The organism is Paracoccus sediminicola (genome assembly GCF_027912835.1).
Lineage (GTDB): Bacteria > Pseudomonadota > Alphaproteobacteria > Rhodobacterales > Rhodobacteraceae > Paracoccus > Paracoccus sediminicola.
Genome location: NZ_CP115768.1, coordinates 2,244,740 through 2,258,714 on the forward strand (window position 1 = coordinate 2,244,740; position 13,975 = coordinate 2,258,714).

At 64.2% G+C, this 13,975-nt stretch carries 13 protein-coding genes and 1 tRNA gene; 10 read left to right on the top strand and 4 right to left on the bottom strand.

What is annotated here, in order from left to right; genetic code table 11:
- Positions 1 to 6 precede the first annotated feature (6 nt).
- The gene (locus PAF18_RS11125) at positions 7 to 549 is read right to left on the bottom strand and encodes a pseudouridine synthase (RefSeq protein ID WP_271118116.1); all 543 of its coding nucleotides are present in this window, start codon (positions 547 to 549) and stop codon (positions 7 to 9) included.
- 290 nt (positions 550 to 839) lie between these two features.
- Between PAF18_RS11125 and leuC the strand changes: the two genes are divergently transcribed.
- From leuC to PAF18_RS11145, 4 genes are all read left to right on the top strand, one after another.
- A complete protein-coding gene (gene leuC, locus PAF18_RS11130; RefSeq protein ID WP_271115788.1) occupies positions 840 to 2,279 on the top strand; it encodes a 3-isopropylmalate dehydratase large subunit in 1,440 nt (479 codons plus the stop codon).
- Positions 2,276 to 3,010: a DUF3800 domain-containing protein gene (locus PAF18_RS11135; protein ID WP_271115789.1), complete on the top strand. Its 735-nt coding sequence runs from the start codon at positions 2,276 to 2,278 to the stop codon at positions 3,008 to 3,010. The genes leuC and PAF18_RS11135 overlap by 4 nt, the downstream gene beginning before the upstream one ends.
- Positions 3,011 to 3,127: 117 nt before the next feature.
- A complete protein-coding gene (gene leuD / locus PAF18_RS11140; RefSeq protein WP_271115790.1) occupies positions 3,128 to 3,733 on the top strand; it encodes a 3-isopropylmalate dehydratase small subunit in 606 nt (201 codons plus the stop codon).
- Positions 3,724 to 4,776 (top strand): endonuclease/exonuclease/phosphatase family protein, encoded by a 1,053-nt coding sequence (locus PAF18_RS11145; protein WP_353620655.1) that lies wholly within the window; start codon positions 3,724 to 3,726, stop codon positions 4,774 to 4,776. The genes leuD and PAF18_RS11145 overlap by 10 nt, the downstream gene beginning before the upstream one ends.
- Before the next feature lies 1 nt (position 4,777).
- Here PAF18_RS11145 and PAF18_RS11150 read toward each other — a convergent pair whose 3' ends face one another.
- Positions 4,778 to 5,185 carry a hypothetical protein gene (locus PAF18_RS11150; RefSeq protein ID WP_271115791.1) on the bottom strand — a complete coding sequence of 136 codons (408 nt, stop codon included), beginning with the start codon at positions 5,183 to 5,185 and terminating at the stop codon, positions 4,778 to 4,780.
- A 137-nt stretch (positions 5,186 to 5,322) separates the two neighbouring features.
- Here PAF18_RS11150 and leuB point away from each other — a divergent pair, with 137 nt between their 5' ends.
- From leuB to PAF18_RS11165, 3 genes are all read left to right on the top strand, one after another.
- On the top strand, positions 5,323 to 6,444 hold the full coding sequence (leuB, locus tag PAF18_RS11155) for a 3-isopropylmalate dehydrogenase (RefSeq protein WP_271115792.1): 1,122 nt from the start codon (positions 5,323 to 5,325) through the stop codon (positions 6,442 to 6,444).
- A 2-nt stretch (positions 6,445 to 6,446) separates the two neighbouring features.
- Positions 6,447 to 7,421 carry a DMT family transporter gene (locus tag PAF18_RS11160; RefSeq protein WP_271115793.1) on the top strand — a complete coding sequence of 325 codons (975 nt, stop codon included), beginning with the start codon at positions 6,447 to 6,449 and terminating at the stop codon, positions 7,419 to 7,421.
- Positions 7,422 to 7,487: 66 nt separating this feature from the next.
- Positions 7,488 to 7,564, top strand: a tRNA-Pro gene (locus tag PAF18_RS11165).
- A gap of 357 nt (positions 7,565 to 7,921) precedes the next feature.
- Here PAF18_RS11165 and PAF18_RS11170 read toward each other — a convergent pair.
- Both PAF18_RS11170 and PAF18_RS11175 read right to left on the bottom strand, forming a co-directional pair.
- The gene (locus PAF18_RS11170) at positions 7,922 to 8,050 is read right to left on the bottom strand and encodes a hypothetical protein (protein ID WP_271115794.1); all 129 of its coding nucleotides are present in this window, start codon (positions 8,048 to 8,050) and stop codon (positions 7,922 to 7,924) included.
- Positions 8,051 to 8,326: 276 nt separating this feature from the next.
- A complete protein-coding gene (locus PAF18_RS11175) occupies positions 8,327 to 9,319 on the bottom strand; it encodes a GlxA family transcriptional regulator (RefSeq protein WP_271115795.1) in 993 nt (330 codons plus the stop codon).
- 97 nt (positions 9,320 to 9,416) lie between these two features.
- Between PAF18_RS11175 and PAF18_RS11180 the strand changes: the two genes are divergently transcribed.
- From PAF18_RS11180 to PAF18_RS11190, 3 genes are read left to right on the top strand one after another with little or no spacing between them, the layout of a single operon-like run.
- Entirely contained in the window at positions 9,417 to 10,670 is a 1,254-nt protein-coding gene (locus PAF18_RS11180; RefSeq protein ID WP_271115796.1) for a sarcosine oxidase subunit beta family protein, read from the top strand.
- 7 nt (positions 10,671 to 10,677) lie between these two features.
- The gene (locus tag PAF18_RS11185; protein WP_271115797.1) at positions 10,678 to 10,977 is read left to right on the top strand and encodes a sarcosine oxidase subunit delta; all 300 of its coding nucleotides are present in this window, start codon (positions 10,678 to 10,680) and stop codon (positions 10,975 to 10,977) included.
- Complete coding sequence (locus PAF18_RS11190; protein WP_271115798.1) at positions 10,974 to 13,973, top strand: sarcosine oxidase subunit alpha; 3,000 nt, start codon at positions 10,974 to 10,976, stop codon at positions 13,971 to 13,973. Before PAF18_RS11185 ends, PAF18_RS11190 begins: the two co-directional genes overlap by 4 nt.
- Positions 13,974 to 13,975 lie beyond the last annotated feature (2 nt).

A 13,975-nucleotide genomic window follows, 5' to 3' on the forward strand; every position in this document is an offset into this window, starting at 1 on the left:
AGAGAGTTAACGCGCCTGAACCTCGCGCCACGCGCCGGGGGCCAGCCCGTCGACGCTCCAGATACCGACCTGCCAGCGCACGAGCCGCAGCGTGGGCAGCCCCACCGCAGCCGTCATGCGCCGCACCTGCCGGTTCCGGCCCTCGCGCAGGGTCAGGCGAAGCCAGCTGTCGGGGACGGATTTCCGTTCCCGGATCGGCGGATCGCGCGGCCACAGATCGGGCGGCGCGATCACCTCGGCCCCGGCGGGCCGGGTCGGGCCGTCCTTCAGCGTGACGCCGTTGCGCAGCAAGGCCAGCTGATCGTCCTCCGGCACCCCCTCGACCTGCACGAGATAGGTCTTCTCCATCTTGTGCTTCGGGTCCGCGATCCGTGCCTGAAGCCTGCCATCATCGGTCAGCAGCATGAGTCCTTCGCTGTCCATATCCAGCCGCCCGGCAGGATAAACGCCCTTCACCGCGACATAATCGCCCAGAGTCGGGCGCGGATTGGCCGAATTATCGGTGAATTGCGGCAGCACGCCAAAAGGTTTGTTCAGGAGGATCAGCATGGCCGGGTTGTCGCAAGGTCGAGACGCCGGGGCAAGGGTGGCGGGGCGGATGCGCCAAAGCGCCTCCTGCGCGATTGGCGCGACAGTGCGCAGCTGATAGCCGCCGCGAATCCCTTGCCTACGCAGCGTCACGGGCTTAGTCTCTGCGCCGATGATGCGCTATTTCAACATTCACGACCGCGCCCGCCTGCCGGGCCGCTTCTATGGCGAAAGCCTGTCCGTGACTGCACGACTGTGATCCGGTGCCCTCCGATCACCCCAAAAAGCCACTCCTTGACAAGAGAACAGCCATGACCGGCACCACCAACGCGGGCGCGCCCCGCACGCTCTACGATAAAATCTGGGACGCCCATGTCGTCGATGTCACCGATGACGGCACCACGATCCTTTATATCGACCGCCATCTGGTCCATGAGGTGACCTCACCGCAGGCCTTCGAAGGGCTGCGCATGTCGGGCCGCAAGGTCCGCCGCCCGGACCAGACCATCGCGGTTCCCGACCATAACGTGCCGACCACCCCCGACCGGGTGAACGGCATCGAAAACCCCGAGGGCCGCATTCAGGTGGCCGAGCTGGACAAGAATGCCCGCGAATTCGGCCTGCCGAACTACTATTCGATGAACGATATCCGTCAGGGCATCGTCCATATCGTCGGCCCCGAACAGGGCTGGACCCTGCCCGGCATGACCGTCGTCTGCGGCGACAGCCATACCGCGACCCATGGCGCCTTCGGCGCGCTCGCCCACGGGATCGGCACCTCCGAGGTGGAACATGTTCTGGCCACCCAGACGCTGATCCAGTCCAAGTCGAAGAACATGAAGGTGGAAATCACCGGCAAGCTGCGCCCCGGCGTGACGGCCAAGGACATCACGCTCGCGGTGATCGGCAAGACCGGCACGGCAGGCGGCAATGGCCATGTCATCGAATATTGCGGAGAGGCGATCCGCGATCTGTCCATGGAAGGCCGCATGACGGTCTGCAATATGGCCATCGAAGGCGGCGCCCGCGCCGGTCTGATCGCGCCCGATGAAAAGACCTTCGAATATGTGAAGGGCCGCCCCCATGCACCGAAAGGCGCCGCGTGGGAAGCTGCGCTGAACTGGTGGAAGACGCTGAAAACCGATGAAGGCGCGCATTACGACAAGGTCGTCACCATCCGGGCCGAAGAGATCGCGCCGGTCGTGACCTGGGGCACCTCTCCCGAAGATGTGCTGCCGATCACCGGGACGGTGCCCGCGCCGGAAGATTTCTCCGGCGGCAAGGTCGAGGCCGCGCGGCGCTCGCTGGATTACATGGGGCTCAAGCCCGGCACGAAGCTGACCGATATCGCCATCGACGCGGTGTTCATCGGCTCCTGCACGAATGGCCGGATCGAAGATCTGCGCGCCGCCGCTTCCATCCTCAAGGGCAAGAAGCTTGCGGACGGGGTGCGCGGCATGGTCGTGCCCGGTTCCGGCCTTGTGCGCGCGCAGGCCGAGGAAGAGGGTCTGGACAGGATCTTCACCGATGCCGGTTTCGAATGGCGCATGGCCGGCTGTTCGATGTGCCTTGGCATGAACCCCGACCAGCTCGCGCCCGAAGAACGCTGCGCCGCGACCTCGAACCGCAATTTCGAAGGCCGTCAGGGCTATCGCGGCCGGACGCATCTGATGTCGCCGGTCATGGCGGCAGCGGCGGCGGTCGCCGGCCATCTGGTCGATGTGCGCGAGGTGATGAACGAAACGGCGTGAGCTTCTCGGATTACATCATATATGCTGACGAGAGCGGCTCGCCCGTTCTTGGTGCGGATCAGGACGATTTTCCCATTTTCGTTCTGGTTTTCGTACTGGTGAAAAAGGATCACTACATAAGCGCAGTGGTCCCCGCACTTCAAAGGCTGAAATTCGACTTTGTTGGTCATGATCAGTTGATCCTACACGAGCGCGATATCCGTCGTCAGTCAAAGGATTTTGCCTTTCTGCAACGGGATGTGGGCGAGCGAGAAAACTTCTTACAGCGCACCAATGACATTATCCAAAGGGCTGATATCGAGATATGCTGTGCGGTCATCGACAAGGCCAAGCTGCGGAGCCGGTATTCCGACCCGTGGGATCCCTATGCGCTCGCGATCACTTTCTGCATGGAGGAAGCTGCACTGCGCCTTAGTCGCTACGGCCAGCACGCAAGGGAAACTACAGTAGTTCTGGAAGCGCGTGGGAACAATGAGGATCGCCAACTTGAACTGGAAATGGCGCGCGTGGCTAGGGGAAGCCCACGAATTGGACGCCCGTTAACTTCGGTACAGCAAATCGATTGGAAGCCCCGTTTCTGCGACAAACGCTGCAACTCATCCGGGCTTCAATTGGCCGATCTAGCGGCCAGACCCCTAGGCCTAAGCTATCTTCGCCCCGATCAGACAAATCGTGCCGCCGAAATCTTGAGGACAAAATTATGCAACGGACGCTTCAAGTCTTTCCCGTAGAAAAGCAGACGGGCTGCCGAGTGACCCCAGCAACCCGCCGCCGACCGAAAAACTCCAGCCCATTTGACGTACAAAATGTGGTTCTTATCCGACAAAGTCAAGAAGCGAGAATGTAAAATGCCACCCTTCACCACCCTCACCGGCGTCGCGGCGCCCATGCCGCTTGTGAATATCGACACCGATATGATCATCCCCAAACAGTTTCTGAAAACGATCCACCGCTCGGGTCTCGGCAAGAACCTGTTCGACGAGATGCGCTATGACCGCGAAGGCAACGAGATCGAGGATTTCGTCCTCAACCAGCCTGCCTATCGCAATGCCGAGATCATCGTCGCGGGCGACAACTTCGGCTGCGGTTCATCGCGGGAACATGCGCCCTGGGCGTTGCTGGATTTCGGCATTCGCTGCGTGATCTCGACCAGCTTCGCGGATATTTTCTATAACAACTGCTTCAAGAACGGCATCCTGCCGATCAAGCTGCCGCAAGAGGCCGTGGACGCGCTGATGGACGACGCCCGCAACGGGGCAAATGCGAAACTTACCGTGGATCTGGCAGCGCAGACAGTGACCTCGCCAGACGGGACCGAGTATGGCTTCGAGATCGACCAGACGCGCAAGCATAACCTGCTGAACGGGCTGGACGATATCGGGCAGACGCTTGAAAAAAGCGCCGCTATCGATGCGTTCGAGGCACAGGCCGGCCAGTCGCGGCCTTGGGTCTGACAGCGGCATGGGCAGCGGCGCTTCTGGCGCCGCTTTTCCTTTGCGGCGCGGCGTGCTCCGAGACGATCCGTGTCGCCAGCTATGATCCGGGGCTGACGCGCAAGGGGCCGGGTCTGCTGCTGCGCGATCTTCGCAGCGGCGATGACTCCCAGATTGGAGCCGTCGTATCGGTGATCACCGGAGCCCGTCCCGATATCCTGCTGCTGACCGGGATCGACTGGGATCACGAGCGCGCAGCGCTCAGCGAATTTGCGGCTCTGCTGCGCGAAAGTGGCGCGGACTACCCGCATCTTCTGGCGCTGCGACCCAATAGCGGCCTGCCGAGCGGCGCCGATCTGGATGGTGACGGGCGGCTGGGAGAGGCAGAGGATGCGCAGGGATGGGGCAGTTTTACCGGGCAAAACGCCATGGCGCTGCTGTCGCGATTTCCTCTCGGTGAGGTCACGGATTACAGCGATCTGCTGTGGCGCGATCTGCCCGGCAACCTGATGGGCGATGCGCTGTCGCCCTCGGCCGCCCAGGTGCAGCGGCTCTCGGATAGCGGCCACTGGGCTGTCGAAATCCTGACCGAGCCCCCCCTGTATCTGCTGGCATTCTCGGCCGCGCCGCCGGTCTTCGACGGCCCCGAGGACCGCAATGGCCGCCGCAATCACGATGAGATCGCCTTCTGGAAGGATCATCTGCCGTCGCAGCCCTTTGTTCTGGCCGGAAATGCCAATCTCGACCCTCTGGACGGAGAAGGCCGTCACAAGGCGATCCGCGAATTGCTGGCCGATCCGCGACTACAGGACCCGGTGCCGCGCAGTGCAGGAGCCTCGGCGGCATCAGACCCGGATCACCGCGGCGACCCGGCGCTGGACACGGTGGACTGGCCCGATGGCGCGCCCGGAAATCTGCGGGTGAGCTATGTGCTGCCCTCGGCCGATCTGCGCCTTAGCGGGGCCGCGACGGTCTGGCCCGCCCCCGGCACGCGCGCCGCCGAAACGGTGGCGCGCGCCTCGGACCACCGCATGGTCTGGGTCGATGTCGAATTGCGGCAGTAAGCTATTCGGCCACCGGCTCGGTCCCGCCGCCCCTCTCGATCAGATCGTCGATGATCGGGCGGGCTCTGGGACCGATCCGGTCGCAGGCACCAGGATCGTCCAGCATCTGGAAGGCCGGGCCGTAAAACCGTTCATCATAAGCTTCGGGGTCCATCCCAAGCTCTTTCGCCAGCATGTCGCCGGTGCCCATCAGCAACAGCCATTCGCCATCCGTGATGCTGTAATCGGGGCAGTTCGAGGCAATGACATTGACCTGCGCCAAAGCGGCGATCAGCTTTTCGGCATCGGCGTCGGACATGCCCGAGAGGTTCGGCAGATCCACCACCACCTTGCCCTCTGCCACGGCAGCGCCGCCAGCCGTGAACACGGCCAGCACAGCGGCAAGAATCATGCGGATCGGTCGGGGCATAGAACATCCTCCGGTTGCGTCGAGTTGGTCCAGAGAGTCCCCATCCGACCGCGAACCGCAACCCAATTACGCGTGAACTTGACCAGATCACCCCCGAGCGTTACCCCAACGCAACCCCTGCAAAAACGAGGAAATCCATGTCCGATTATTCGCTTCTGATCCTGCCCGGTGACGGGATCGGCCCCGAAGTCATGACCGAGGTGCGCAAGGTCATCGACTGGTTTCAGACCAATCGCGACATGCGTTTCAACCTCTCGGAAGGGCTGGTCGGAGGCTGCGCCTATGACGCGCATGGCATCCCGCTGACCGACGAAACCATGGAAAAGGCACAATCCGTCGACGCGGTGCTTCTCGGCGCGGTGGGCGGACCGAAATACGATTCGCTCGATTTCAGCGTCAAGCCCGAGCGCGGTCTGCTGCGGCTTCGCAAAGAGATGGACCTCTATGCCAATCTCCGCCCGGCGCAATGTTTCGACGCGCTGGCCGATTTCTCGTCGCTGAAGCGCGAGATCGTTGCCGGTCTCGATATCCTGATCGTGCGTGAGCTGACCTCGGGCGTCTATTTCGGCGAGCCGCGCGGCATTCACGATGACGGCAACAACCCCGAAAACGAAGGCGGTCGCGTCGGCATCAACACGCAGCGTTATACCAGCGGCGAGATCCGCCGCGTCGCCCGCTCGGCCTTCGAACTGGCGAAACAGCGCGGCAACAAGGTCTGCTCGATGGAGAAGGCCAATGTGATGGAATCGGGCATTCTCTGGCGCGAAGAAGTCCAGTGGGTGCATGACAATGAATACCCCGATGTCGAACTCAGCCATATGTATGCCGATGCCGGCGCGATGCAGCTGACCCGCGCGCCGCGCCAGTTCGACGTGATCGTGACCGACAACCTGTTCGGCGACCTGCTGTCGGATCTGGCGGCGATGCTGACCGGCAGTCTCGGGATGCTGCCCTCGGCAAGTCTCGGCGCCCCGATGGAAAATGGCCGCCCCAAGGCGCTGTATGAACCCGTTCACGGCTCGGCCCCCGACATTGCCGGTCAGGGCAAGGCCAACCCGATTGCCTGCATCCTCAGCTTCGCCATGGCGCTGCGCTATTCCTTCGGCGAGGGCGAGGCCGCAGACCAGCTGGAAGCAGCCGTCGAAAAGGTGTTGGCCGAGGGCGCGCGCACTGCCGATCTGATGGGCCCCGATGGCGGCACGCCGATTTCGACCTCCGAGATGGGTGACAAGATCGTCGCCGCCCTCTCCGACCGCTGAACATGGCCGCGTCGAGCAATCTGAAAGGCATCGGCTTCGCGCTCTTGTCGATGGGCGTCTTTGCCACGCATGACGTCATCATCAAGATGCTCGGCGCGCACTACCCTTCTTTGCAGGTGCTGTTCTTTTCATCGCTCCTGTCCTTCCCGCTGGTCTCGCTGATCCTGATGCAGGAGCGCACGCCCGGGACATTGCGTCCGAACCGGCCCGGCTGGGTGGCGGCGCGGTCGCTTTGCGGGATGATGGCGGGGGTCGGCGGGTTCTACGCCTTTTCGACCCTGCCTCTGGCGCAGGTCTATGCGATTCTGTTCTCGGCCCCGCTGCTGATCACGCTGCTGTCGATCCCGATCCTGGGCGAGCGGGTCGGCATCCATCGCTGGCTGGCCGTGGCGCTCGGGCTGTGCGGTGTGCTGATCGTGCTGAGGCCGGGTGCCGGGCAGGCGCTGTCTCTCGGGCATCTCGCCGCGCTCATGGGCGCAGCCTGCACGGCAACCGCCGCCGTCATCACCCGCAAGCTCGGCAGTTCCGAGCGTCCGCTTGTGCTGCTGATGTGGCCGATGCTGGGCAATCTGTTGCTGACGGGTGCCGGGCTGACGCTGAACTATACGCCGATGCAGCTTCCGCATCTGGGCATGGCCGGGCTGATTGCGGTGCTGGGACTGACCGGCGGCTTCCTGTCGATCCTGGCCTATCGCAACGGCGAGGCCGCGATCATCGCGCCGATGCAGTATTCGCAGATGATCTGGGCCACGATCTATGGCTGGTTCGTCTTCGGAGAGACACTTGATCGACCGACCCTGATCGGCGCTGCGGTGATTATCTGCTCCGGCATCTATATCGTCGCCCGCGAACGCGCCCGCGGCAGCGAGTCGACGAGCCCGGTGACGGCGTCGCGGGTCCGTGCCGAAAGCGTTACCGCCCCGCGCTCTAGCCTGATCCTGCGCATCCTGACCGGCCGCGGCCCGGCAAATCACTGAGCCAACCGAATCACGCCGAATCCCCTTGCATTCCCGACCGCTGCGCGTTACCTGCCCCTCCACGGTCGGAGCGTAGCGCAGCCTGGTAGCGCACCTGCTTCGGGAGCAGGGGGTCGGAGGTTCGAATCCTCTCGCTCCGACCATTTTCCCGATCCTGGATTGCCACGGTATTCTTCGTCTATTGTCGCTACGCGTCTTTTTACTGCATCAAAGCCGCGTTATTCCGCCCGATGATTTTCGCCAGCCGCCGGACTGTCGGTTCCGAATGATCTGCCCCCCCGGAACCTCCCTCACTTTGACGGAGAGTCCTCTCGACCGCTGAAACTCACCCCGTTTCTGTTCTGGCCTTCCTGCGATCTTCCGGGACTCGCCTGGTTGTGCTGCAAACTTGCGGGGCCTCAATTTGCCGAGCGAGGGCTGCGGCCTGGTCTCATCGCGGTCAGTTTGCCGGTTGTCGATCCTTTTTCGGTCGTCGTTCATCGATACGAACCATGATGCGTTCAGGTAGTCCCGGCGGAGAGCGCATCCTGACGCATGATCTTGTCCGATGTCAGATCCGCGATCCGACGCTTCAGCTTGCCATTCTCGTGGTCACGATGCTTCAGCCGCCGGATCTCAAACAGGCCCACGCCTTCATAGACCGTGTTCCAGCGATAAGCTGCCGCTGACGCGATCCCATCTAAGTGTAGGTCTCGCCGACCGTGGTTCCGGACTCTGCTTCCCTTGACGCAAAAGCAATCTGCTCGCCGCCGCATCTTTTCTTCGGCATCGGTACACTTCTCCGTGGCAAGACATCTACCCAAAAATTCGCAATCAACCCGGGCCGGTGTCAGGGGGCAGGACCACCGTGAAGGAGGCACCCGCTCTCAGACCGAAGGCAGGGCAGACCCGCTCGCCGGCGCACCCTACGCCGCTGCCGACTGCGCGCGGCGATAATCGGCGGGGGTGATCCCCCGCTGTCGGCGCAGGGTGCGGGTCAGATGCGGCGCGTCGCAGAAACCGCAGCAATGGGCGATATCCGTGATCGGCAGCGCCGTGCTCCGCAGCTTGTGCAGAACCTGATCCAGCCGCAGGTCCAGATAAACCTGATGCGGCGTCCGCCCCAGATCCCCCAGAAACCTGCGTTCCAGCGTGCGGCGCCCGACTTCCAGCCCCTCGGCGATCTGATCCACCGAGAGCGGCGTCTCGATATTCTGCTGCATCCGCAGGACCGCCCGTTTCACCAGGGCATCGTTGGGCCGATGGGCGAATTGCGGGCCGGGCTGCGGGCGCTCTCCGCTCAGCGGGTCGTCGATCATCATGATGTTCAGGCTTTTCACCGCCGCCGAGGCACCGATATGGCGCGACACCAGAAACGCCGCCAGATGCGCCGCGCTGTGCCCGCCCGAGCAGGTCAGCCGGTCGCGATCCACGACGAAAATCTGATCCGAGACCGGCCGCGCGCTGTCGAAACGATCCACGAAGTCCTGATGGTGAAACCAGCTCACACAGCAGCGATAACCCTTCAGCAGCCCCGCATCCTGAAGGATGAACACCCCGGTGCACAGCCCGATCAGCGGCGCGCCCGCCGCCGCCGCGCGCTGAAGGAAACCCACAGCCTCGGCATCCAGCATTGCCTCGTCGCGCATCACACCGCCAACCACGACCAGGTAATCATAGCGCCCCGCCTCGCGCAGCCGCCGGTCGGGCTGGACACGCACCCCGCAGCTTGACCGGACCGTCTCCAGCCGTTCGGACAGCACCTCCCAGTCGCAGAGGATCGGGCGGGACTTATCGGCCTCATCCGCGGCCAGCCGCAGCACATCGACGAAATTCGCGAAGGCGGAGAGGGTAAACCCATCGGCCAGCAGAAACCCCACACGCAGCCGCTTCCGGGGTGGAGTGTCGCGCGAGGCCATGACGCAATCCTACATCCGAGATGTCGTGATTCTTCCCTCGGAAAATTCTGGCAGATTCTATGATTCTGTCCAGAGCTCTCGCGAACAGGCCCCGCCGATGACCCGATTCAACGCCCTGACCCTGCTGGCCAATGCCCTGACCGGCAACAGGAACTGGGATGCGCAGTGGCCCGAGGCGCAGCCCAGGACCGAATATGACGTCGTCATCGTCGGCGCGGGCGGGCATGGTCTGGGCACGGCCTATTACCTCGCGAAGCAGCACGGCATCACCAATATCGCGGTGATCGACAAGGGCTGGCTCGGCGGCGGCAATACCGGGCGGAACACGACGATCATCCGCTCGAATTATCTCTATGACGAAAGCGCGCGGCTTTACGATCACTCGGTCGATCTCTGGGAGGGGCTGAGCCAGGAGCTGAACTATAACGTGATGTATTCGCGGCGCGGTGTGCTGATGCTGGCGCATAACGTGCATGACGTTCAAAGCGCGCAGCGCCATATCCACGCCAACCGGCTGAACGGGGTGGATAATCGCTGGCTCACGCCGCAGGAATGCAAGGCGTATTGTCCGCCGCTGAACATCTCGCCGACCGCGCGCCATCCCGTGCTGGGCGGTGCGTTGCAGGAACGGGCCGGGACGGCGCGGCATGATGCCGTGGCCTGGGGCTATGCGCGCGGCGCGGCGGCGCGCGGCGTGGACATCATCCAGAACTGCCCGGTGACGGAGATCCGGCGCAACCCGGACGGCTCGGTCGCCGGGGTCGAGACCGGCAGGGGCTTCATCAAGGCGAAGAGGGTCGCGGTATCGGCAGCCGGGCATAGCTCGGTGGTGATGCAAAGCGCGGGGGTAAGGTTGCCGCTGGAAAGCTATCCCCTACAGGCGCTCGTGTCAGAGCCGGTGAAGCCGGTCCTGCCCTGCGTGGTCATGTCGAACACGGTCCATGCCTATATCAGCCAGTCCGACAAGGGCGAGCTGGTGATCGGCTCGGGCACCGACCAATATACCAGCTACAGCCAGCGGGGCGGGCTGCCGCTGATCGAACACACCGTCGCCGCGATCTGCGAGATCTTCCCGATCTTCACCCGGATGCGGATGCTCAGGAAATGGGGCGGCATCGTGGATGTGACGCCGGACCGCTCGGCGATCATCTCGAAAACGCCAGTGCCGGGGCTTTACGTCAATTGCGGCTGGGGGACGGGCGGGTTCAAGGCGACCCCCGGCGCCGCCCACACCTTCGCATGGACCATCGCGCGCGACGAGCCGCATCCGATCAACGCCCCCTTTACGATGGAGCGGTTCCGCAGCGGTCGTCTGATCGACGAAGCCGCCGCCGCCGCCGTCGCGCATTGAGGCTGCCATGTTGCTGATCCATTGCCCTTATTGCGAGGAAATCCTGCCTGAGGCGGAATTCACCTATGCCGGCCAGGCCCATGTGGTCCGGCCCGAGCTTCCCTCGGCACAGTCCGACGAGGACTGGGAGGCGTTCCTGTTCATCCGCGAGAACCGTCGCGGTCCGCATGACGAACGCTGGCGACATTTTCACGGCTGCGGGCGCTTTTTCAACGCCGTGCGCGACACGGTCAGCGACCGTTTCCTGACCACCTACAAGGCGGGCGAGCCTCGGCCCGACCTGCCAGAGCCGGAGGATCGGGCATGAGTTTTCGCATCCCCGGCAAGGGCCGTGTCGATCACGCGCAGCCAGTCGGTTTCCACTTCGACGGCGTGGAGTATCAGGGCCTCGCGGGCGACACGGTCGCCTCGGCGCTGCTGGCCAATGGCGTCCATCTGATGGGGCGGTCCTTCAAGTATCATCGCCCGCGCGGCCCGGTCGCGGCAGGGTCCGAGGAACCCAATGCGCTGATCGGCACAAGCCGCGGGCCGGGCCGGGCCGAGCCCAATACCCGCGCCACCATGCAGGAAATCTGGCCCGGGCTGCGGTCGGTGTCGCAGAACCGCTATCCAGGCCTGACATTCGACATCGGCGCGGCGAATGACGCGGTCTCGCCGCTGTTTTCGGCGGGGTTTTATTACAAGACCTTCAAATGGCCGCAAAGCTTCTGGCACCGCGTCTATGAACCCTTCATCCGCGCCGCCGCCGGTCTGGGCACCGCGCCGGATCACGAAGACCCCGATCACTACGCTTCGCGCTATCTGCATTGCGATCTGCTGATCGTCGGCGCCGGTCCGGCGGGGCTGGCGGCGGCAGAGGCGGCGTCGGAACAGGGCCTCTCGGTCGTGATCGTCGATGAGAATGCCGAGGCCGGCGGCACGCTGCTGTCTGAACCTCAAGCCGTGATCGACGGGCGGCCCGCATGGAACTGGCTGGCGGCTGCGCTTGACCGACTGCGCGCGGCAGGGGTGCGGGTGATGACCCGGACCACGGCGATCGGCTATTACCACCAGAACATGATCGGCATGGTCGAGCGGCTGACCGACCATTTGCCCGAACCGAACCCCGATCTGCCGCGCGAACGGCTGTGGCGGGTCAGGGCGCGACAGGTGGTGCTGGCGCAGGGGGCCTTGGAAAAGCCCCTCGTGTTCAGTGGCAATGACCGGCCCGGCGTGATGCTGGCGGGATCTGCGCAGAGCTATCTGCACCGCTTCGGCGTGCGGGTCGGCAATGAGGCGGTGGTCGTCACCAGCCATGACAGCGCCTGGCACGCGGCCTTCGATCTGAGCGATGCGGGCACGCGGGTCAAGGCGATCATCGACACACGGCAGCAGGTCTCGGAGGATCTGGCATCGGCGGCAAGGCTGCGGGGCATCCATGTCCGCCTGTCCCACAGCGTCACCGCGACTGGCGGGCGGCTGCGTGTCGCGCATGTGACGGTGAACCCGGTTCAGGGCGGCACGGTCGGCGCGGGTGAGCGGATCTATTGCGACTGCCTGCTGATGTCCGGGGGCTGGACGCCCTCGCTGCATCTCTTCTCGCATACGAAGGGCAGCCTGCAATGGGATGACGACCTGACCACCTTCCTGCCGAAAGACACGCCCGAAGATTGCGTGATCGCGGGCGCCGGGCGCGGTCTCTGGGGGATCGAGGCGGCGCTGAATGACGGCGCCGAACAGGGCCGGGCGGCGGTGCAGGCGCTCGGGGGCGCGGGCGGCGCGCGGCGCTATGCCGTCGATCACGACCGCACCGGCAGCGGCGAGACCATGCGAGAGCTTCCCACCGACCGCGACCCATCCCGCGTCAAGGCCTTCGTCGACTTCCAGAATGACGTGACCGCCAAGGATCTGCGGCTGGCGGTGCGCGAGGGGATGCGCTCGATCGAGCATGTGAAGCGCTATACCACCAATGGCATGGCGACCGATCAGGGCAAGATGTCCAATATCAACGGGCTGAACATCGCTGCAGACGCGCTTGGCAAGCCGCAGCCGCAGGTCGGGCTGACCACGTTCCGCCCGCCCTATACGCCGACCAGCTTCGGCGCCTTCGCCGGCTATCATCGCGGCGATCATTTCGAGCTCACCCGCAAGACCCAGATCGACCCCTGGGCCGAGGAAAAGGGCGCGGTGTTCGAGAATGTCGGCCAGTGGCGGCGGGCGCGCTATTTCCCGCAGCCGGGCGAAGACATGGACGCTGCCGTGCGCCGCGAATGTGCAGCGACGCGGGGCGGGGTCGGGATCTTCGACGCCTCGACCCTCGGCAAGATCGAGGTGGTCGGCCCGGATGCGGTCGAATTCATGAATCGCATCTATACCAACCCCTGGACCAAGCTCGCGCCGGGCCGCTGCCGCTATGGGCTGCTGCTTGGCGATGACGGCTTCATCCGCGATGACGGGGTGATCGGGCGGCTGTCGCAGGACCGGTTCCACGTCACCACTACCACCGGCGGGGCGGCGCGGGTGATGAACATGATGGAGGATTACCTTCAGACCGAATGGCCCGATCTGGATGTCTGGCTGACCTCGACCACCGAACAGTTCTCGACCATCGCGCTGAACGGCCCCCGCGCCGCCGCGCTGCTGCAACCGCTGGTCGAAGCTGTCACGCTGAGCGACGATGACTTCCCGCATATGTCCTGCGCCGAGTGCGTGGTTGCGGGACTGCCCGCGCGGCTCTTCCGGCTCAGCTTCACCGGCGAGGTCGGGTTCGAGATCAACGTCGCAGCACCCTATGGCCGCCAGCTGTGGGAGACGCTGTGGCAGGCCGGGCAGAAGCACGGCATCTGCGCCTATGGGACCGAGACGATGCATGTGCTGCGCGCCGAGAAAGGCTATATCATCGTCGGGCAGGACACGGACGGCACGGTCACGCCTTACGATGCCGGTATGGGCTGGGCGGTCGGCAAGAAGAAGCCCGATTTCGTCGGCATGCGCGGGCTGATGCGTCCCGATCTGGTGGCCGAGGGGCGCAAGCAGCTTGTCGGGCTGCTGACCGAGGATCGCAGCAAGCTGGAAGAGGGCGCTCAGATCGTGCTCGACCCGGATCAGCCGGTGCCGATGAAGATGGTGGGCCATGTCACCTCATCCTACGATCAGGGCACGACCGGGCGGCCCATCGCTCTGGCGCTGATCGAGGGCGGGCATGACCGGATGGGCGAGAGGGTGCATATCCCCATGCCCGACCGGGTGATCGCGGCGAAGATCGTGCCGACCGTGTTCCATGACCCAGAGAATGCGCGGCTGAAAATCGGGGCGGAGGGCTGAAC